16 protein-coding genes are annotated in these 20260 nt (G+C 67.3%); 9 read left to right on the top strand and 7 right to left on the bottom strand.

The genetic code is table 11. The features are described from left to right. Nucleotides 1-23 precede the first annotated feature (23 nt). From ACGFWE_RS16805 to ACGFWE_RS16820, 4 genes are read right to left on the bottom strand one after another with little or no spacing between them, the layout of a single operon-like run. Entirely contained in the window at nt 24-1271 is a 1248-nt protein-coding gene (locus ACGFWE_RS16805) for a tyrosine-type recombinase/integrase (protein ID WP_393600320.1), read from the bottom strand. Beyond that, on the bottom strand, nt 1271-1462 hold the full coding sequence (locus ACGFWE_RS16810) for a helix-turn-helix transcriptional regulator (RefSeq protein ID WP_393600321.1): 192 nt from the start codon (nt 1460-1462) through the stop codon (nt 1271-1273). The genes ACGFWE_RS16805 and ACGFWE_RS16810 overlap by 1 nt, the downstream gene beginning before the upstream one ends. Beyond that, the gene (gene repSA, locus ACGFWE_RS16815) at nt 1459-2856 is read right to left on the bottom strand and encodes a replication initiator protein RepSA (RefSeq protein WP_393600773.1); all 1398 of its coding nucleotides are present in this window, start codon (nt 2854-2856) and stop codon (nt 1459-1461) included. The genes ACGFWE_RS16810 and repSA overlap by 4 nt, the downstream gene beginning before the upstream one ends. Nucleotides 2857-2882: 26 nt before the next feature. Further along, entirely contained in the window at nt 2883-3392 is a 510-nt protein-coding gene (locus ACGFWE_RS16820) for a hypothetical protein (RefSeq protein ID WP_393600322.1), read from the bottom strand. Between the two features lie 186 nt (nt 3393-3578). On the opposite strand from ACGFWE_RS16820, the gene ACGFWE_RS16825 reads away from it, so the two are divergent. From ACGFWE_RS16825 to ACGFWE_RS16865, 9 genes are all read left to right on the top strand, one after another. Next, complete coding sequence (locus tag ACGFWE_RS16825) at nt 3579-4316, top strand: GntR family transcriptional regulator (protein ID WP_393600323.1); 738 nt, start codon at nt 3579-3581, stop codon at nt 4314-4316. Nucleotides 4317-5075: 759 nt separating this feature from the next. After that, the gene (gene rplK, locus ACGFWE_RS16830; protein WP_019072313.1) at nt 5076-5510 is read left to right on the top strand and encodes a 50S ribosomal protein L11; all 435 of its coding nucleotides are present in this window, start codon (nt 5076-5078) and stop codon (nt 5508-5510) included. A gap of 82 nt (nt 5511-5592) precedes the next feature. Next, nucleotides 5593-6318, top strand: coding sequence for a 50S ribosomal protein L1 (rplA, locus tag ACGFWE_RS16835; protein ID WP_352389250.1), 726 nt, complete (start codon nt 5593-5595; stop codon nt 6316-6318). Nucleotides 6319-6432: 114 nt separating this feature from the next. Continuing rightward, on the top strand, nt 6433-7275 hold the full coding sequence (locus ACGFWE_RS16840) for a hypothetical protein (RefSeq protein WP_393600324.1): 843 nt from the start codon (nt 6433-6435) through the stop codon (nt 7273-7275). A 90-nt stretch (nt 7276-7365) separates the two neighbouring features. Further along, entirely contained in the window at nt 7366-8217 is an 852-nt protein-coding gene (locus tag ACGFWE_RS16845; protein ID WP_393600325.1) for an LppX_LprAFG lipoprotein, read from the top strand. Nucleotides 8218-8494: 277 nt separating this feature from the next. Continuing rightward, nucleotides 8495-9025: a 50S ribosomal protein L10 gene (gene rplJ / locus ACGFWE_RS16850; RefSeq protein ID WP_007384048.1), complete on the top strand. Its 531-nt coding sequence runs from the start codon at nt 8495-8497 to the stop codon at nt 9023-9025. 115 nt (nt 9026-9140) lie between these two features. Continuing rightward, the gene (rplL, locus tag ACGFWE_RS16855) at nt 9141-9524 is read left to right on the top strand and encodes a 50S ribosomal protein L7/L12 (RefSeq protein ID WP_030039747.1); all 384 of its coding nucleotides are present in this window, start codon (nt 9141-9143) and stop codon (nt 9522-9524) included. 558 nt (nt 9525-10082) lie between these two features. Next, nucleotides 10083-13568: a DNA-directed RNA polymerase subunit beta gene (gene rpoB, locus ACGFWE_RS16860; protein WP_393600326.1), complete on the top strand. Its 3486-nt coding sequence runs from the start codon at nt 10083-10085 to the stop codon at nt 13566-13568. Between the two features lie 100 nt (nt 13569-13668). After that, nucleotides 13669-17568 (top strand): DNA-directed RNA polymerase subunit beta', encoded by a 3900-nt coding sequence (locus ACGFWE_RS16865; protein WP_393600327.1) that lies wholly within the window; start codon nt 13669-13671, stop codon nt 17566-17568. 55 nt (nt 17569-17623) lie between these two features. Here ACGFWE_RS16865 and ACGFWE_RS16870 read toward each other — a convergent pair whose 3' ends face one another. The 3 genes from ACGFWE_RS16870 to ACGFWE_RS16880 are packed head-to-tail and all read right to left on the bottom strand — an operon-like array spanning nt 17624 to nt 20247. Then, on the bottom strand, nt 17624-18619 hold the full coding sequence (locus ACGFWE_RS16870) for a M48 family metalloprotease (protein WP_393600328.1): 996 nt from the start codon (nt 18617-18619) through the stop codon (nt 17624-17626). Between the two features lie 27 nt (nt 18620-18646). Next, nucleotides 18647-19156, bottom strand: a complete 510-nt coding sequence (locus tag ACGFWE_RS16875; protein WP_393600329.1) for a Pycsar system effector family protein — start codon at nt 19154-19156, stop codon at nt 18647-18649. Beyond that, nucleotides 19153-20247 carry a hypothetical protein gene (locus ACGFWE_RS16880; RefSeq protein ID WP_393600330.1) on the bottom strand — a complete coding sequence of 365 codons (1095 nt, stop codon included), beginning with the start codon at nt 20245-20247 and terminating at the stop codon, nt 19153-19155. The genes ACGFWE_RS16875 and ACGFWE_RS16880 overlap by 4 nt, the downstream gene beginning before the upstream one ends. Between the last annotated feature and the right edge of the window lie 13 nt (nt 20248-20260).

Here is a 20260-nt window from a genome sequence, read left to right on the forward strand (position 1 = left end):
GCTCTCTCGCGTGCTGGGGGCCGTCATTGGGCCGTCGTACGCCTCCGGGCCTTGAGGTAGACCGCATCCACGGCCTTCCGGGTCCGGGTCTCGCTCGCGGGCATCAAGTGCGTGTACGTCCGCAGGGTGAACCCCGCATCGGAGTGCCCGAGGTAGGTGCTCAGAGCCTTGATGTTCTCCCCAGCGTCCAGGAGAACCGAGGCGTAGAAGTGCCTCAGGGCATGCATGCCGTCTTCGCGGGCTTCCTTGTACCGCTCGCCAGGACCCGGGACAGGGATCACTCCGGCCGTGGCCAGCGCGGGCTTCCAGACGTGGGTGTTGAAGTCGTTCCGGCGAAGAGCCGAGCCGTCCTGAGTGGTGAAGTACAGGAGCTTGGTCACCGGCGGGCCGTCCGAGCGCAACCAGGGCAACGTGATCTCGACCGGCGGGAAAGCCGTCATGTGCGTGGCGAGTACGGCAGCCACCGAGTCAGGGAGAGGCACGTCACGGAGCTTGTTGTTCTTGGGCGGAGCGAAGATCAGGTGACCGTTCACGAGCTTCACCTGTTGCGTGACGTGCAGCACACCGGCCAGCGGATCCACGTCGTCCACGGCAAGTCCGAAGATCTCACCTTGCCGTAGGCCGCAGCCAGCGCCGACATCGACCATGGCCCGGAGCCGATCAGGCATCCCGGCTCGGACCGCGAAGACGCGATCAGGCGACCAGGGCGCGACCCGTCCCGGCGACGGCTTGGGAGGGCGGACCGAGCCAGCGCGGCACGGGTTGCGAGCCAGGTAGCCGTCATCCACGGCGGCCGACAGTACAGCCGAGACGTTCCCGAAGATCACACGTCGGTACGAGCTGGCGGCCCCTGTGTCCTCCAGGAGCCGAGCCCAGGCACGGATGTGCGAGGGCTGGAAGGAAGCCAGCGGCCGAGTGCCCAGGTGCGGGAAGGCGTGGAGCCGTAGCCGACTCTCGACAGCAACGCGGGTAGCCGGGTCGGTCGTCTGCGAGGCAAGCCAGTCATCGGCGTACTGCTTGAACGTGATCTTTCCGGCCTTAGGGTCGATGTACTGGCCGCGCGCCATGTCCGCTTCGATGTGCGAGAGCCACTGATCAGCGAGCCGCTTCTGTCGGTCCGGGAAGCTCTTGGACTTCTCGGATCCGTCCGGGCCGATGTAGCGCGCGCGGTAGCGCAGGCCCAAGCCGTACCGGTCGGTCTTGACCTTGCGCGTCTTGCCGTCCGAACCGATCTCGGTCTTGTACCAGCGGTCTTGGACGTGTCCGGCCATCAGGCAGCCCCTTCCATGAGGGATTCCACCCAGGCCCGGACGTCTTCCGGGTCGAAGCGGAGATGCCGGCCAACGCGGAAGCCGCGCGGTCCAGTGCCCTTGCGTCGCCATTGATAGACGGTGTCCACGCTGGGCAGGCGCAGCATGACCACGAGGTCTTCCGGGGTGAGGTACTGATCGGGGAGCCTCATGCGCACACCCCCCAATCGCCCGGGTCGGGTTGATCGGCGAGGGCTTCACGTGCGATCTCTCGGTTCAGTCGGATGTCCTTTGCGATCGATTCGGCCAGCCAGGACTCCCCCGGCGTGTGGCCCTGTCCGGCGTAGGTCCAGTGGGCGAGCACGAGCGTGGAGCCCTCCGAGTCGTCGAGGTCCTCGGACAGGCCCCGTTCGCGGCGCTCTTGGCGGGCGCGGTAGTCGGCGCGCACCTGCCGGAGGGCGCCGAGGGTGGTGGAGTAGCGACGGGACTTGGTCGAGAAGTGCCCGCGGAAGCCGAGCATGTGAGCCCACCGCGCCAGCATCCGGTCCGGGTAGGCGTCGTCCAGGTCCCAGCAAGCTTCGATCAGGCGCCGGGTGTGGGCAGGCAGAGGGAGCTTGTCGAGTTCGGCCAGCTCCCCGATCCGGTGATCTACGGTGCCCGTGGTCTCCGCTGCCTTGGTGGCGTACTTAGCGACGTAGGAGGCCACCGCCGCTTCGGTCAGCTCCTCATGTCCGAGGGCGCCGATCGGCTGCACGTCGACCTGAGAGCCCCACCGCAGTACCCGCGCGGGAAAGCCGCCGGAAGCAGGCACCGGCACGGAGACCCGATCGGCAGCGGCACGGATCGCATCGTCCAGGAGAGCGATCGTGGCCCACGCTGGCGGGGTGGTGTCCGGGCCGTCCGGCCCGTCGAGGCGCACCACGGCGTGGAAGTGAACGGCGCCCCGCTTCTGGAACTCAGCAACCTTCCCGAAGGAGACCCGGCACACCTCCTTCAGTGCGGACTGCGTGAGCCCGGCCCGTGCGGCGATCTCACGGCGGAGGTAGATCGTGAACCGGCGCCACAGGTCCCCGGCGAAGTTGTTGAACAGCACCGCACCCGCGTAGTCGTACCGGTCCGGGGCCAGCGCCGTACCGAGGGCGGGATCGTCCTCAGCATGGGAGCTCCCGCAGCGGCAGCGTCCGGAGTCCGGCCGGTTGTGCACGGGCCCGAACGAGGGCGCGGTGAGGGTGGCGAAGACCCGGGGGTGATCCCGCACGAACGGCGAGACGCCCTTGTTGAGGTCACCGGTGATCCCGGCACGGATCAGGTGGTAGGTGTCCCCGGCGTAGGTCCACGCGCAGGCCGGGCAGCGCGAGGCACGGCGGTTGCCGCAGGCCACCCGCAGCATGCCGCCCGGCTCAGCCTCAGTGCTGTAGGAGTAGAGGACGTCACCGGTCTTGGCGTCGCGGGTGACGGTCTGGCCCTGGAGGCGGATCGGATGCGCGCAGCCACCGGTACGGCGGACCTGTTCCTGCCAGCGGTCGAAGCCGGGCGAGTTGGCCACCCGGAGCATGTCCGCGAGGGTGAGCGGGTCGGTGCCCAGGGAGGCCGCAGCATCGGCCACGGCCTCAGGGGCGACGGGGAAGTCCGTCACGCGGCACCGCCGTCCTGGCACACCCAGCACGGGACGTAGCCCTCTTCGTACCAGCCGGAGGCCTCGTCGATGACCTGGTTGACCCAGAGCTTCCCGGCGCCGTCACACCTCGGGCACGTCCCGTCGATCACGGCAGGGAGGTCCCTCGCGGCCGGGGCGGGAGCGATCCACATGACGGTGACCGACGCCACGGATTCCGCGAGGCCAAGCCGCCGCTTGGACGGAAACCGCTCCTTGTGGCGGCGGTCGATCTCCGGGGTGGTCATGTCGCGCAGCCACAGCCTGCGGTGACCGAGCAGGCGGGACGCGCGCTGACGAACCTCCTCACGACCAAGGCGGGCAACGCCCTGAGCGATCCAGCCGATCACGGCCGGGTCGTGAGGCCCCCGCAGCAGGTAGCGAGTCGGCATGTCTGAGGCGTAGAGCGCAACAGCGCGCTCCATGGCTTCCAGATCTTCGAGTAACGCAGTGGCCAGGGTGTGCGAAGCAACCAGCGTTCCGGGCATGATGGGGCATCCCTTCCAGGGAGCCAGGGGCGGCGGTTCTTCTTGGCGGTTGAGCGCCGCCCCTGGGCATGGCGTATTTCGTGCCGAATGTCACCTGTCGGAGCGTGAGGCACAGCTCTATAGTGTTTTAGAGCACCTCGACCGTCAAGGGGGTGTTCTAAAGTGCTCTAGAAGGGAGCTGTGTGCATGGCCGGGAACTCGCCAGCGCTGCCGCCGTATCGGCGTATTGCCGCGCAGATCAAGGACCGGATCGAACGTGGCGAGTTGCAGCCCGGAGATCGCATTCCGTCGGTCCGGGAGATCGTGCGTGACGAAGGTGTCTCAGTGGCCACGGCTACGCGAGTCGCGTCCGTCCTCCGGGCAGAGGGATATGCAGAAACCATCCCTGGGATCGGAACGGTGGCGCGTATGCCTGGCAAGCTCACAACGGGACCTGACCGACTTCAGTTGCAGCGAGCGACGGGTAGCGGGTTCAGGCCCGGCGAACGGGTCGAGATCATCAGCGCGGAATTGGTGCCCGCAAGCGCTGAGGTGGCCGACGCCCTAGAAGTAGGGGAGGGGACGCAAGTCGTCCAGCGTCGGCGCCGGTACTTGGATGAAGACGGGGTGATCGCTCTGTCTACTTCTTGGCTGCCGGGCGAGATGGCGGAAGCCGCTCCGGAGCTGATCTCGACAGGGCCACTCCCGAAGATGACGTTCGGCCTGATTGAGGACCGGACAGGCCGCCGGGCGATCAAGCGCCGGGACACTGTGTCGATCGAGGAGCTTCCGGAAGGTGTCGCCTCCCTTCTGGACCTTGATCCAGGCACCCCGGTACTGAGCATGGCCAACCGCTACTGGGATCAACATGGACAGATCACCGAGTACGCGCGCGACTACATGGGGCCGGGTCGCGTTCTTGAGGCGGACTACGACCTTCAGTAGCCAGCCTTCCTGTCGGGATGCTTAGCGGCCCCCGGTGGCCCCCAGTTACGGGTTTCTCTACCTCATCAAGTGCCCGCGCAAGCGCGGGCTGGCCCCTTGGGCCCTGGCCCTCTACGCCTTCGGCGTCCGGGCCTGGGCCCCTGGGGCCGCAAGCGAGTTACGGCCCTATAGGTAGAAGCCGGACTACGCCGGCGGGGCCGGTCGGCTCCGAGACTTTAGGCAGCCACCATGGGGCGAGCCTCGAAGATCATGGCCCCAACGTCGTGCTTTAACGGGCAGGTCCACAGACTGCCCGACTCGCCGGAAGCTTACGGGGCCATGATCACTCGCCCCATGGCAGCTCCAGCCCAAAGTCTCGGAGCCGACCTCTCGCCGTCTTCGACCTTCAGCCGACAGGGGCGGAAGGGGAGGAGGGGGTGAAGGAGGTGGAGGAGGGGGGAGTGGATGGGAGCCGGGGCCGTCTGGGGGCCGTGCGAGGCGAACCGACGTTGACAGATGATGACAACTGATCACAGCGTTCGCGCTGGTCAGAAACCGGCGTCCGCAGAGCGCCCCACGTGAGAGACTTGGCGCACCACTTCCAGAAGAACTAGTTTCTTCCGGACAGAGCTTCCGACCAGGTCAGGCGGGCTGTCACAGCTCGTCTGACCTGGTCGGTTTTTGGCCGCGCATCTATACCCGCTATCGTTGTGCGGTATGCCTGCGTTCGGGTGGTCCCCGTAGGCAGGCAGGACCCGAATCGAAAGGACCCGGAGAGCTATGCCTCCCAAGAAGAAGAAGGTCACGGGGCTCATCAAGCTCCAGATCAACGCCGGTGCGGCGAACCCCGCCCCGCCGGTCGGCCCCGCGCTCGGTCAGCACGGCGTCAACATCATGGAGTTCTGCAAGGCCTACAACGCCGCGACCGAGTCGCAGCGTGGCTGGGTCATCCCGGTGGAGATCACGGTCTACGAGGACCGCTCCTTCACCTTCGTGACCAAGACTCCGCCGGCCGCGAAGATGATCCTCAAGGCCGCGGGTGTCGAGAAGGGCTCCGGCGAGCCGCACAAGACCAAGGTCGCCAAGATCACCCAGGCGCAGGTCCGTGAGATCGCCACGACCAAGCTCCCCGACCTGAACGCCAACGACCTGGACGCCGCGTCCAAGATCATCGCTGGCACCGCCCGTTCCATGGGCATCACGGTCGAGGGCTGATCCCCAGCCCCCAGCACCTTCGTAGCACCGTGGAAGGGCCTGCTCGGCCCGTACCACGACTCCTCAACACTCAGGAGCAGTAGTGAGCAAGCGCAGCAAGTCCCTCCGCGCTGCGGACGCCAAGATCGACCGGGAGAAGCTCTACGCCCCGCTCGAGGCCGTCCGTCTCGCCAAGGAGACCTCCACCTCCAAGTTCGACGGCACCGTCGAGGTCGCCTTCCGTCTGGGTGTCGACCCGCGCAAGGCGGACCAGATGGTCCGTGGCACCGTGAACCTCCCGCACGGCACCGGCAAGACCGCCCGGGTCCTGGTCTTCGCGACCGGTGACCGTGCCGAGGCCGCTCGTGCCGCGGGCGCCGACATCGTCGGCGCCGACGAGCTCATCGACGAGGTGTCGAAGGGCCGTCTGGACTTCGACGCCGTCGTCGCCACCCCGGACCTCATGGGCAAGGTCGGCCGCCTCGGCCGCGTGCTCGGTCCCCGTGGTCTCATGCCGAACCCCAAGACCGGCACCGTCACCCCCGATGTCACCAAGGCTGTCAACGACATCAAGGGCGGCAAGATCGAGTTCCGCGTCGACAAGCACTCGAACCTGCACTTCATCATCGGCAAGACGTCGTTCGACGACACCAAGCTGGTGGAGAACTACGGCGCGGCGCTGGAGGAGATCCTCCGTCTGAAGCCGTCCGCCGCCAAGGGCCGGTACATCAAGAAGGCCGCCATCAGCACCACGATGGGCCCCGGCATTCCGCTCGACTCCAACCGCACCCGCAACCTCCTCGTCGAGGAGGACCCGGCCGCGGTCTGAGCCACCGGCAGGTTTCACGGGCCCCGCACCTTCAAAGGTGCGGGGCCCGTTCCCATGTGCGGGGAGCGTGCTCTGAGTTAGCGTGCGAGCAGGGCACCTGCACCAGGGGGACGCATGAAGAGGACGACGGTCCGGCTCACCACGGCCGCCGCACTGGCGGGACTCGCCGCCTGTACGTCCTCCGGTTCCTCCGACCGGCCGGCGAAGGAGGAGCACACGGCCTCGGCCCCCGCCTCCCTGGCGGCCCTGCGCACCGCCGAGCACTCCACCGAGCGGGCCCGGACCGCCCGGGTGAGATCCACCACCGTGATGGGCACCCAGCTGTCCCTCACCGCCGACGGCGTCCTCGCCTGGCGCGACGGCCTCTCCGGCGCCCTCACCATCGACTACACCGGCGGCACCGCGGCCGAGACGATGCGCGACCTGGGTGTCACCTCCATGGAGGCCCGCTACCTCTCCGACGCGTACTACGCGCGCATGGGCGACACCTTCGCCGCCAAGACGGGCGGCAAGCACTGGCTCAGGTACGCCTACGACGACCTGAAGACCCTCGGCGGCGGCGCCGACCTCGCCGACCAGATGCGCTCCACCACCCCCAACCAGTCGGTGCGGCTGCTGCTGGACTCCGACGACGTGCGCGAGCTCGGCCGGGAGACCGTGGACGGCCAGAGCACCACGCACTACACCGGCACGGTGGACGTCCGGAACGTCACCGACACCGAGCTCCGCCGCCGCCTTCAGGACGCCGAGGTCACCGCCGAGACCGTCGACATCTGGGTCAACGAGAAGAACCTGCTGGTCAAGAAGATCGAGAAGACCAGTACGGCGAACGGCAGGGTGACCCAGACCGCCCACTACAGCGACTACGGCGTCAAGGTCGCCGTACGGAAGCCGCCGGCCGCCGACACCGAGGACTTCAAGACCCTCCTGTCACAGTCGAGCATCAACCCCACCTGAGCAGCGGGGAATTCACGGACCCCTCGGGTCCCTCTCGGATAAACTCGCGGTCTTGCTGTGAATCGACCATGTGTTCCTTGGGGGGAATCAATGTCTATTTCTGTACGACGTTCCGTGCGCGGTCGGACCATCGGTGCCGGACTCGCCGCCGTGGCCCTGGCCGCGGGTGCGGTGAGCTGTTCCAAGGGGGACGAGGAGTCGCCCGAGATGACTCCCGCGGCGGCGGTCGCCAAGGCGGCGAAGAACACGGAGGAGATCACCTCCTTCCGCTACCGCATGAAGGGCGAGATCCCCGAGCAGGGGCAGGTGGTGGCCGAGGCCTCCATGCGGACCAAGCCCGACATCGCGATGAGCATGAAGATGACCTCGCCCAAGGAGGGCTCCGCCGAGATCCGGCTCGTCGACAAGGCCATGTACATCGGCGGCAACGCCGAGCTGGCCAAGGAGATGGACGGCAAGAAGTGGATGAAGTTCGACCTGTCCGGGCTCGACAAGGAGGGCGGCCTCGGCGCGACCGCTCCCGGCGCCGGCCAGGCCGACCAGAACCCGGCCAGCATGTCCGCCTTCCTCAACAGCGCCAAGGACGTGAAGAAGGTCGGCACCGAGACCGTCGACGGGGTCAAGACGACCCACTACGCGGGCGACGTCACCCTGGCCGAGCTCAAGGCCTCCTACAAGGACGCCGACAAGTCGGTCCGTGAGCAGCGTGAGAAGAGCACCCAGCAGATCGAGAAGCTGGGCCTGGACAAGTTCACGATGGACATGTGGGTCGACGGTGAGGACCACGCCAAGCAGTTCCGCATGCGGGGCGACGCCGACAAGGGCAAGTTCGACATGACCTTCACCTTCCTCGACTACAACAAGCCGGTGACCGTCACGGCGCCGCCCGCCAAGGAGACCGCGGACCTGGCCGAGATGATGAAGGAACTCCAGAACAGCTGAACGCCGTAGGGCCGGATTTGCTTGACAGGGATCCGGTCCCGTACGCTCCTACAGAAGCCAAAGACCGCTGGTCGTTGCCGTGTCCTCGCAAGAGGGGGCGGTGGCCGAAGGATCCGCTGAATTCTGCGGACGACCCGCGCAGGTGACCGTGGAAGTGCTCCCAGGATCGCGTCAGTGATTCCGGTAGAGCTACGCCCCGTGCGCCTGCGCCGGGGCGTTTCGTTTTGTGCAGCCCCTTCCGAGCGGTCCTCATCACCCGGAAGGAGGCCGACGCTCTATGGCAAGGCCCGACAAGGCTGCCGCGGTAGCCGAGCTGACGGAGCAGTTCCGCAGCTCGAACGCCGCCGTGCTGACCGAGTACCGGGGTCTCACCGTGGCGCAGCTCAAGACGCTGCGTCGTTCGCTCGGTGAAGACGCCCAGTACGCCGTGGTGAAGAACACGCTGACCAAGATCGCGGCCAACGAGGCCGGGATCTCGACGCTCGACGACCTGTTCAACGGTCCGACAGCGGTTGCCTTCATCACCGGTGACCCGGTGACGTCGGCGAAGGGTCTTCGTGACTTCGCCAAGGACAACCCGAACCTCGTCATCAAGGGCGGTGTCCTTGACGGCAAGGCGCTGTCCGCCGATGAGATCAAGAAGCTCGCGGACCTCGAGTCCCGCGAGGTTCTGCTCGCCAAGCTGGCGGGCGCCTTCAAGGGCAAGCAGACTCAGGCTGCTCAGGTCTTCCAGGCGCTCCCGTCGAAGCTCGTCCGCACCGTGGACGCGCTTCGCGCCAAGCAGGACGAGCAGGGCGGTGCCGAGTAACTCGGCTCGCGCATTGATCCACGCCGCGTGAGGCGCGGGTCGTAGCGGGCCGTAAGTACGCCCGCCGTATCGATACAACCGGCACCTGCCGACATTAGTGGAAGGATCGCCCCTCATGGCGAAGCTCAGCCAGGAAGACCTGCTCGCGCAGTTCGAGGAGATGACCCTCATCGAGCTCTCCGAGTTCGTGAAGGCCTTCGAGGAGAAGTTCGACGTCACCGCCGCCGCGGCCGTCGCCGTCGCGGGCCCGGCCCAGGGTGGCCCGGCTGCCCCGGTCGAGGAGGAGAAGGACGAGTTCGACGTCATCCTCACCGGTGCGGGCGACAAGAAGATCCAGGTCATCAAGGTCGTGCGTGAGCTGACCTCCCTGGGTCTGAAGGAGGCCAAGGACCTCGTGGACGGCGCCCCGAAGCCCGTTCTCGAGAAGGTCGCCAAGGACGCCGCCGAGAAGGCCGCCGAGTCCCTCAAGGGCGCCGGCGCCTCCGTCGAGGTCAAGTAACACCCCACAGGCCCCGATCGGCCTGTAACGCGCAAGCGCCGAAGAGCGATCATCCATCCGGGTGGTCGCTCTTCGGCGTTCCTGGAGGCGCGGTCACGGTTGCCTTGCGGCCTCGTGGGCGAGGGGTATGGTGATCTTCGTCGTGTCTCCCGGAACCTCAGGTTCGGGCAGAGGGGGCCTTGACGAACCGCACGCAGCGCGCAATTCTCAGGACGCGTCGCCAGAACGGTCCGAATCCGAGGCATGGATCGGCGACGAAGAGGGCAGTATCAACGTGCGTTGAGGGCACCATGCAGAGGACGTTGAGGGCAGCGAGAGTTTTTGAAGACCGGGCAGAAAAGCAGGGCTGGACATCAGTGCGCCAAGTGGCTACACTGACCCTTTGCGCTGCCTGTTAGCTGTCCCCTGCCCGTCACCAGGGGTCTGCCCTCGCCTCAGCATCGACGACCGGACATCTCCGACCTGGCCTCTTGGCCAAATCGGAGAGACCTGTCTCTGTGCCGCGGAGGAGGGCCCGGGGAGCGCGTAGTGAGTCCGAGCCCTCGGAAGGACCCCCTCTTGGCCGCCTCGCGCACTGCCTCGACCGCGAATACGAACAACGCCGCCAGCACCGCCCCGCTGCGCATCTCTTTTGCAAAGATCAAGGAGCCTCTCGAGGTTCCCAACCTGCTCGCGCTGCAGACCGAGAGCTTTGACTGGCTGCTCGGGAACTCCGCCTGGCAGAGTCGGGTCGAGGAGGCTCTTGAGTCCGGTCAGGACGTCCCCACCAAGTCCGGTCTGGAGGAGATCTTCGAGGAGATCTCCCCGATCGAGGACTTCTCCGGGTCGATGTCGCTGACGTTCCGCGACCACCGTTTCGAGCCGCCGAAGAACAGCATCGACGAGTGCAAGGAGCGCGACTTCACGTACGCGGCTCCGCTCTTCGTGACGGCCGAATTCACCAACAACGAGACCGGCGAGATCAAGTCCCAGACGGTCTTCATGGGCGACTTCCCGCTCATGACGGGCAAGGGCACCTTCGTCATCAACGGCACCGAGCGTGTCGTGGTGTCCCAGCTGGTCCGCTCGCCGGGTGTCTACTTCGACTCCTCCATCGACAAGACGTCCGACAAGGACATCTTCTCGGCCAAGATCATCCCGTCCCGGGGTGCCTGGCTGGAGATGGAGATCGACAAGCGCGACATGGTCGGTGTCCGCATCGACCGCAAGCGCAAGCAGTCCGTCACCGTGCTTCTGAAGGCTCTCGGGTGGACCACCGAGCAGATCCTGGAGGAGTTCGGCGAGTACGAGTCGATGCGCGCCACCCTGGAGAAGGACCACACCCAGGGCCAGGACGACGCGCTGCTCGACATCTACCGCAAGCTGCGTCCGGGCGAGCCCCCCACCCGTGAGGCCGCCCAGACTCTTCTGGAGAACCTCTACTTCAACCCCAAGCGCTACGACCTCGCCAAGGTCGGCCGCTACAAGGTCAACAAGAAGCTGGGTGCGGACGCTCCGCTGGACGCGGGCATCCTGACCGTCGAGGACATCATCTCGACGATCAAGTACCTGGTGAAGCTGCACGCGGGCGAGACCGAGACCACCGGTGACAGCGGCACCTCGATCGTCGTCGAGACCGACGACATCGACCACTTCGGCAACCGTCGTCTGCGCAGCGTCGGCGAGCTCATCCAGAACCAGGTCCGTACGGGTCTGGCTCGTATGGAGCGCGTCGTCCGTGAGCGCATGACGACCCAGGACGTCGAGGCGATCACGCCGCAGACCCTGATCAACATCCGGCCGGTCGTCGCCTCCATCAAGGAGTTCTTCGGCACCAGCCAGCTGTCGCAGTTCATGGACCAGAACAACCCGCTGTCGGGTCTCACCCACAAGCGCCGTCTGTCGGCTCTTGGCCCGGGTGGTCTCTCCCGTGAGCGGGCCGGCTTCGAGGTCCGTGACGTGCACCCGTCCCACTACGGACGCATGTGCCCGATCGAGACGCCCGAAGGCCCGAACATCGGTCTGATCGGTTCGCTCGCCTCCTACGGCCGCGTCAACGCGTTCGGCTTCGTGGAGACGCCGTACCGCCGGGTCACCGACGGCATCGTCACCGACGAGGTCGACTACCTCACGGCCGACGAGGAGGACCGCTTCGTCATCGCGCAGGCCAACGCCACGCTCGACGACGACATGCGGTTCTCCGAGAACCGTGTCCTGGTCCGCCGTCGTGGCGGCGAGGTCGACTACGTCCCCGGTGACGACGTCGACTACATGGACGTCTCGCCGCGCCAGATGGTGTCGGTCGCGACCGCCATGATCCCGTTCCTCGAGCACGACGACGCCAACCGTGCCCTCATGGGCGCGAACATGATGCGTCAGGCGGTGCCGCTCATCAAGAGCGAGGCCCCGCTCGTCGGCACCGGCATGGAGTACCGCTCCGCCGTCGACGCCGGTGACGTGGTCAAGGCCGAGAAGGCGGGTGTGGTCCAGGAGGTCTCCGCGGACTACATCACCACCGCCAACGACGACGGCACGTACATCACGTACCGCCTGGCCAAGTTCGCCCGCTCCAACCAGGGCACCTCGGTCAACCAGAAGGTCATCGTCAACGAGGGCGACCGGATCATCGAGGGCCAGGTCCTGGCCGACGGTCCGGCCACCGAGAACGGCGAGATGGCGCTGGGCAAGAACCTGCTCGTGGCGTTCATGCCGTGGGAGGGTCACAACTACGAGGACGCGATCATCCTGTCGCAGCGCCTCGTGCAGGACGACGTCCTCTCCTCGATCCACATCGAGGAGCACGAGGTCGACGCCCGTGACACCAAGCTCGGCCCCGAGGAGATCACCCGGGACATCCCGAACGTCTCCGAGGAGGTCCTCGCCGACCTCGACGAGCGCGGCATCATCCGTATCGGTGCCGAGGTCGTCGCCGGCGACATCCTCGTCGGCAAGGTCACGCCCAAGGGTGAGACCGAGCTGACGCCGGAGGAGCGCCTGCTCCGTGCGATCTTCGGTGAGAAGGCCCGTGAGGTCCGTGACACCTCGCTGAAGGTGCCGCACGGCGAGATCGGCAAGGTCATCGGCGTCCGCGTCTTCGACCGTGAAGAGGGCGACGAGCTGCCGCCGGGCGTGAACCAGCTGGTTCGTGTCTACGTGGCGCAGAAGCGCAAGATCACGGACGGTGACAAGCTCGCCGGCCGGCACGGCAACAAGGGTGTCATCTCCAAGATCCTGCCCATCGAGGACATGCCGTTCCTCGAGGACGGGACCCCGGTCGACATCATCCTCAACCCGCTGGGTGTGCCGTCCCGAATGAACCCGGGACAGGTCCTGGAGATCCACCTCGGCTGGCTCGCCAGCCGCGGCTGGGACGTCTCCGGCCTCGGCGAGGACTGGGCCAAGCGCCTGCAGGTCATCGGTGCCGACCAGGTCGACCCGGGCACCAACGTCGCCACCCCCGTCTTCGACGGTGCGCGTGAGGACGAGCTCGCGGGTCTGCTGCAGCACACCATCCCGAACCGCGACGGTGAGCGCATGGTGCAGCCCACCGGTAAGGCGAGGATGTTCGACGGCCGCTCCGGCGAGCCGTTCCCGGAGCCGATCTCGGTCGGCTACATGTACATCCTCAAGCTCCACCACCTGGTCGACGACAAGCTGCACGCCCGTTCGACCGGTCCGTACTCGATGATCACCCAGCAGCCGCTGGGTGGTAAGGCCCAGTTCGGTGGCCAGCGCTTCGGTGAGATGGAGGTGTGGGCGCTGGAGGCATACGGCGCCGCGTACGCCCTCCAGGAGCTGCTGACCATCAAGTCCGACGACGTCACCGGCCGCGTGAAGGTCTACGAGGCCATCGTCAAGGGCGAGAACATTCCCGAGCCCGGCATCCCCGAGTCCTTCAAGGTGCTCATCAAGGAGATGCAGTCCCTGTGCCTCAACGTGGAGGTGCTGTCCTCGGACGGCATGTCCATCGAGATGCGCGACACCGACGAGGACGTCTTCCGCGCGGCGGAAGAGCTCGGCATCGACCTGTCCCGGCGCGAGCCGAGCAGCGTCGAAGAGGTCTGACGGGAGTCCGGCCGGAGGACCTGGTGAGGACCTCCGGCCGGCCCCTGGACCCCCGTTTCAGACCCCTAAGACTTACAACCCTGAGAGGGATTGACGCATAGTGCTCGACGTCAACTTCTTCGATGAGCTCCGGATCGGTCTGGCCACCGCTGACGACATCCGTCAGTGGAGCCACGGCGAGGTCAAGAAGCCCGAGACCATCAACTACCGCACCCTCAAGCCCGAAAAGGACGGACTCTTCTGCGAGAAGATCTTCGGTCCGACCCGGGACTGGGAGTGCTACTGCGGCAAGTACAAGCGTGTCCGGTTCAAGGGCATCATCTGTGAGCGCTGCGGCGTCGAGGTCACTCGCGCCAAGGTGCGCCGTGAGCGGATGGGCCACATCGAACTGGCCGCCCCCGTCACGCACATCTGGTACTTCAAGGGTGTCCCGTCGCGTCTGGGCTACCTGCTCGACCTGGCTCCCAAGGACCTCGAGAAGGTCATCTACTTCGCGGCGTACATGATCACGTACGTCGACGAGGAGCGCCGCACGCGTGACCTGCCCTCCCTGGAGGCGCACGTCTCCGTGGAGCGTCAGCAGGTCGAGAACCGTCGCGACGCCGACCTCGAGGCCCGCGCCAAGAAGCTGGAAAGCGACCTGGCCGAGCTGGAGGCCGAGGGTGCCAAGGCCGACGTGCGCCGCAAGGTGCGCGAGGGTGCCGAGCGCGAGATGAAGCAGCTGCGCGACCGTGCGCAGCGCGAGATCGACCGTCTCGACGAGGTGTGGACCCGCTTCAAGAACCTCAAGGTCCAGGACCTCGAAGGTGACGAGCTGCTCTACCGCGAGCTGCGTGACCGCTTCGGCACGTACTTCGACGGTTCGATGGGTGCCGCGGCGCTGCAGAAGCGCCTGGAGTCCTTCGACCTCGACGAGGAGGCCGAGCGCCTCCGCGAGATCATCCGTACCGGCAAGGGCCAGAAGAAGACCCGTGCGCTGAAGCGGCTGAAGGTCGTGTCTGCGTTCCTGCAGACCTCCAACAGCCCCAAGGGCATGGTCCTCGACTGCGTCCCGGTCATCCCGCCGGACCTTCGCCCGATGGTGCAGCTGGACGGTGGCCGCTTCGCGACCTCCGACCTGAACGACCTGTACCGCCGTGTGATCAACCGCAACAACCGCCTGAAGCGACTCCTTGACCTCGGCGCGCCCGAGATCATCGTGAACAACGAGAAGCGCATGCTTCAGGAGGCCGTCGACGCGCTCTTCGACAACGGCCGTCGTGGTCGCCCGGTCACGGGCCCCGGCAACCGTCCGCTGAAGTCGCTGTCCGACATGCTCAAGGGCAAGCAGGGCCGTTTCCGTCAGAACCTGCTCGGCAAGCGTGTGGACTACTCCGCGCGTTCCGTGATCGTCGTCGGCCCGCAGCTCAAGCTGCACCAGTGCGGTCTGCCGAAGGCGATGGCGCTGGAGCTGTTCAAGCCGTTCGTGATGAAGCGCCTGGTGGACCTGAACCACGCGCAGAACATCAAGAGCGCCAAGCGCATGGTGGAGCGCGGCCGCACGGTCGTGTACGACGTCCTCGAAGAGGTCATCGCCGAGCACCCGGTGCTGCTGAACCGTGCTCCCACCCTGCACCGCCTCGGCATCCAGGCCTTCGAGCCGCAGCTGGTCGAGGGCAAGGCCATCCAGATCCACCCGCTCGTCTGCACCGCGTTCAACGCGGACTTCGACGGCGACCAGATGGCCGTACACCTTCCGCTGTCCGCGGAGGCGCAGGCCGAGGCCCGCATCCTGATGCTGTCCTCGAACAACATCCTCAAGCCCGCCGACGGCCGTCCGGTGACGATGCCGACGCAGGACATGGTCCTCGGTCTGTTCTTCCTCACCACCGACGGCGAGCTGCGTGACACCAAGGGCGAGGGCCGCGCGTTCGGCTCCACGGCCGAGGCGATCATGGCGTTCGACGCCGGCGAGCTGGCGCTGCAGTCGCCGATCGACATCCGCTTCCCGGTGGGCACCATCCCGCCGCGTGGCTGGACGCCGCCGGAGCGCGAGGAGGGCGAGCCGGAGTGGCAGCAGGGTGACTCGTTCCGCCTGCGCACCACCCTGGGCCGCGCGCTCTTCAACGAGCTGCTGCCCGAGGACTACCCGTTCGTCGACTACTCGGTGGGCAAGAAGCAGCTCTCCGAGATCGTCAACGACCTGGCCGAGCGCTACCCCAAGGTCATCGTGGCGGCGACGCTCGACAACCTGAAGGCGGCGGGCTTCTACTGGGCGACCCGTTCCGGTGTCACCGTGGCCATCTCCGACGTCGTCGTTCCCGAGGCGAAGAAGGAGATCGTCAAGGGCTACGAGGCGCAGGACGAGAAGGTCCAGAAGCAGTACGAGCGCGGTCTGATCACCAAGGAAGAGCGCACGCAGGAGCTCATCGCGATCTGGACCAAGGCGACCAACGAGGTCGCCGAGGCGATGAACGCGAACTTCCCCAAGACGAACCCCATCTTCATGATGGTTGACTCGGGTGCCCGAGGAAACATGATGCAGATGCGGCAGATCGCCGGTATGCGTGGTCTGGTGTCGAACGCCAAGAACGAGACGATTCCGCGTCCGATCAAGGCGTCCTTCCGTGAGGGCCTGTCCGTGCTGGAGTACTTCATCTCCACGCACGGTGCCCGTAAGGGTCTGGCGGACACCGCCCTGCGTACCGCCGACTCGGGTTACCTGACCCGTCGTCTGGTGGACGTCTCGCAGGACGTCATCATCCGCGAGGAGGACTGCGGCACCGACCGCGGCCTCAAGCTCAACATCGCGGAGGTCGGCGCGGACGGCGTGCTGCGCAAGGCGGACGACGTCGAGACCAGCGTGTACGCACGTGCGCTGGCCGAGGACATCACCGTCGACGGCAAGGTGCTGGCCCCGGCCAACACCGACCTCGGCGACGTCCTCATCGACGAGCTCGTCAGGCACGGCGTCTCCCAGGTCAAGACCCGCTCGGTCCTGACCTGCGAGTCCGCCGTCGGCACCTGCGCCATGTGCTACGGCCGCTCGCTGGCCACCGGCAAGCTGGTCGACATCGGTGAGGCGGTCGGCATCATCGCCGCCCAGTCCATCGGTGAGCCCGGTACCCAGCTGACGATGCGTACCTTCCACACCGGTGGTGTGGCCGGTGACGACATCACCCAGGGTCTGCCGCGTGTCGTCGAGCTCTTCGAGGCCCGTACCCCGAAGGGTGTCGCCCCGATCTCCGAGGCCCAGGGCCGCGTGCGGATCGAGGAGACCGAGAAGACCAAGAAGATCGTCATCACGCCGGACGACGGCAGCGACGAGACGGCGTTCCCGATCTCGAAGCGCGCCCGACTCCTGGTCAGCGAGGGCGAGCACGTCGAGGTGGGCCAGAAGCTCACCGTGGGTGCCACCAACCCGCACGACGTGCTGCGCATTCTGGGTCAGCGTGCCGTCCAGGTCCACCTGGTCGGCGAGGTCCAGAAGGTCTACAACTCGCAGGGTGTGTCGATCCACGACAAGCACATCGAGATCATCATCCGGCAGATGCTGCGCCGTGTGACGATCATCGAGTCCGGCGACGCCGAGCTGCTGCCCGGCGAGCTGGTCGAGCGCTCGAAGTTCGAGACCGAGAACCGTCGTGTGGTCCAGGAGGGCGGTCACCCGGCCTCCGGTCGTCCGCAGCTGATGGGTATCACCAAGGCCTCGCTGGCGACGGAATCCTGGCTGTCGGCCGCCTCCTTCCAGGAGACGACCCGAGTCCTGACGGACGCGGCGATCAACGCCAAGTCCGACAGCCTCATCGGCCTCAAGGAGAACGTCATCATCGGTAAGCTCATCCCGGCCGGTACGGGTCTGTCCCGCTACCGCAACATCCGGGTCGAGCCGACCGAGGAGGCCAAGGCCGCGATGTACTCGGCCGTCGGCTACGACGACATCGACTACTCGCCGTTCGGCACGGGGTCCGGCCAGGCTGTTCCGCTGGAGGACTACGACTACGGGCCGTACAACCAGTAGGCGCATTGCTTGAGTCGGAGGGCGGTCACCTTTGAGGTGGCCGCCCTTCGGCGTTTCAGCGTCGCCCGCGGTCCAGATGGGCCTGGAGACGGTGCATACGGGTGTGGACGTCGGGACGCGAGTCCAGCAGCCGCACCATGACCGCGTCCGGGGTGGTTCGCCGGGTCTGCTGGCGGTGGTGCTCGGCATGCAGCACCGCCAGCAGATGCGCGGCGAAACCGAGGCCCGCGGCATGCTCGTCCGCGCGCAGCTCGGCTCGTCGGGAGACCGCGGCCACCAGGTACGGGGTGGCCAGGGGCAGGAAGATCAGACCGTACGTCGCGGTCGCCAGCACGAGGAGTACGACACCGGCCACGACGGCGGAGAGGACCGCCGCGCTCCCCGATGGGCGCTCCACACGCGAGGCCAGCCAGAGCACCAGGCGCCGGGTCAGCCGTGCGGGCAGTGCGTACCAGAGCGAGAGCAGCGACGCCCAGGCGTGTCCCCGGGTGTGGTGGCCCAGTTCATGTGCGAGCACACCGCCGAGCTGGGCCGGGGTGAGTGTCGCCAGCGAGTGGCTGGTCACGCTGACGATGTGACCGGCCGCCGCCAGGGCATTGATCTCCTCGCTCTCCTCCACCCATAGCTGGTATCCGTTGGCGTCGACTCCGGCACGGCCGGCCACCTCCCGCCAGACCGGCCGCAGCTTGCGCTCCTCCTCCGGCGCTGGATACCGCAGCCGCAGCAGCCAACGGGCCAGCAGCCGTTCGCAGGGTCGGCTGAAGACCAGGACTCCGCTCAGCGCCCAGCAGCCCAACGGGACCCACCACGCCAGTCCGGTCACGATGCCTACGAGACACGACAGCGCGAACACCACGGCCGTACTTGCGAGCCCATGGGGAAGATGGAGTGCCAGATGGCCGATAGCCGTGAGGTCCATGCCGCGCTGCCGGGCCGGTATGTGGACGCGTCCGGTGCGGAGCGGCAACTCATCCTGTGGCTCCGCCGGCTTTCGCAGTTTCTCCGGCATGGGTGGATCGCCGGGCGCCTCGGGGTCGTAGAACAGGGACATGGCGCTTCCTTCCGCACGGGGACGGGTTCAGGCGACGAGCAGGGACAGCGGGAGCAGGAGGGCCGAGCCGCCGAAGGCGATCAGGCCGGTCCGGATCCAGAAGTGCTTGCGGGCGGCGATGCGGCTGTTCTCGGTGAGCGCGGCGCGCAGCGCCCGCGCGGGGGCGCGTTCGGTGTCCGCGAGGGCCGAGCCGAGCTGGCCCGCGCGGGCGGCGCGACGGATGTCGCCGAAGTAGGTGAGCGGGAGGCCCGGGGCCCAGCGGCTCCTGCCGTAGCGGGGGGTGACGGCAAGCAGCAGTGCGAAGAGCGAGCCGACCAGTAGGGCCGATCCGGACCACCACAGCAGGGCGGCGGCCGGAGGGAGCCGGGCGGGGCTCCAGTGGAGGTCGATCACCAGTGCGCTCAGCACCCCTGCGGTCAGGCCGAGCACGCCGACCAGGACCGTGGCCTTGGCGTCCGCGCGGGCGATCTCACCGCGGAGGTCGGCGAGCAGCTGGACGTCGGCCCGAGGCCGCGGGGCGCGCGGACCCCGGGTCACGGCCCGTCGTCCAGGCGCTTCTGGAGCGGCAACTCCGGGTAGGGCGGGGGTAGTTCGGTACCGGTGGTGGTTCCGGTCGCCCGTAGTATCGCGGTCATCCGTTCGACGACGAGGTCGGTGGGTTTCTCGAGCTGGTAGCCCTCCAGCCATTTGTTGTCGAGGGCCCGGTCGATCAGCTGCAGCTGGGTCTTCACCGCCTCCGCCTGCTCGGTGTGCAACCGGTCGAGGACCAGAGCGGTGTCCTCCGGGTGCACCGCGAGGTGCAGGGCGACCGCGGCCGTGCCACCCCGGTCCAGGTGGTGCTTGTAGAACGTGAGCTTCTCCGCAGTCCGTTCGGAGGCGTACTGCTCACGGAGCCGTGTCGCCTCGTGCTCCGGCCGGGCGGCCTCCTCCTCGTGCCGGGCGGTGCGGAGCCGGTTCTGGTGGATCCGCTCGACGGCATCCCGGCGCAACCGCACCGAGCAGGTGACCTCCAGCCCCTCCATGGCCGCGAGCTGTGGAGAGGCGTCCACCGCCCGCTGCACGGCTTTTTCCGCCTCCGCGCTCGCCTCGATGGGGTGCCCGCGGCCGGCCGCCCGCAGCACGGGCCGGAGCCGGCGGGTGACGAGGCCGGGCACATCACGCTCCTGGCTGCGGACGAATCGCTCCGGGTCGACGACCCGCCAGGTGATGTCGGCGACGGCCTCGAACTCGAAGCTGTCGACCTGACTGGGCAGCGGCTCGGTCAGCCGGAAGGCGTGCGGGTCCGTGTCCACCTCGTACAGGGCGACGTAGCCCCATACGGACGTGGGGCGCTTCGGCGGCATGAACGTTCGGTACGCCCCTTTGCGGGTGACCAGGACCAGGGCGTGCTGGAGGTCTCCGGCGAAGCGGCGGCTGCCGAGGCGGAAGCGGGACAGTTGCCAGACGGTGCGGACGGGGTCCGCGTCCTTGTGGGGGCGCTCGGGCTGCTGGAACCAGTCGAGCTGGTCCTCCGGTGGCGGGGTCCGGCCGACGCTCTGTCCGGGGGGCGACTTCGGCTCGGTGTTCTCCGTTTGCTCACCCGGTGTCGACGACCGCGGCAGGTCGGGGGGCGGGGCGGTGTGTTCCATGATCGGTCTCCTC

The sequence above is a fragment of the Streptomyces sp. NPDC048523 genome (genome assembly GCF_043199815.1).
Taxonomy (GTDB): domain Bacteria; phylum Actinomycetota; class Actinomycetes; order Streptomycetales; family Streptomycetaceae; genus Streptomyces.

Excerpts from the sequence above, each read along its gene's own strand:
- ACGFWE_RS16805 (WP_393600320.1), bottom strand. The coding sequence starts at position 1,271 with ATGGCCGGACACGTCCAAGACCGCTGGTACAAGACCGAGATCGGTTCG.
- ACGFWE_RS16810 (WP_393600321.1), bottom strand. The coding sequence starts at position 1,462 with ATGAGGCTCCCCGATCAGTACCTCACCCCGGAAGACCTCGTGGTCATG.
- ACGFWE_RS16820 (WP_393600322.1), bottom strand. The coding sequence starts at position 3,392 with ATGCCCGGAACGCTGGTTGCTTCGCACACCCTGGCCACTGCGTTACTC.
- ACGFWE_RS16825 (WP_393600323.1), top strand. The coding sequence starts at position 3,579 with ATGGCCGGGAACTCGCCAGCGCTGCCGCCGTATCGGCGTATTGCCGCG.
- rplK (WP_019072313.1), top strand. The coding sequence starts at position 5,076 with ATGCCTCCCAAGAAGAAGAAGGTCACGGGGCTCATCAAGCTCCAGATC.
- ACGFWE_RS16840 (WP_393600324.1), top strand. The coding sequence starts at position 6,433 with ATGAAGAGGACGACGGTCCGGCTCACCACGGCCGCCGCACTGGCGGGA.
- ACGFWE_RS16845 (WP_393600325.1), top strand. The coding sequence starts at position 7,366 with ATGTCTATTTCTGTACGACGTTCCGTGCGCGGTCGGACCATCGGTGCC.
- rplJ (WP_007384048.1), top strand. The coding sequence starts at position 8,495 with ATGGCAAGGCCCGACAAGGCTGCCGCGGTAGCCGAGCTGACGGAGCAG.
- rplL (WP_030039747.1), top strand. The coding sequence starts at position 9,141 with ATGGCGAAGCTCAGCCAGGAAGACCTGCTCGCGCAGTTCGAGGAGATG.
- ACGFWE_RS16870 (WP_393600328.1), bottom strand. The coding sequence starts at position 18,619 with ATGTCCCTGTTCTACGACCCCGAGGCGCCCGGCGATCCACCCATGCCG.
- ACGFWE_RS16880 (WP_393600330.1), bottom strand. The coding sequence starts at position 20,247 with ATGGAACACACCGCCCCGCCCCCCGACCTGCCGCGGTCGTCGACACCG.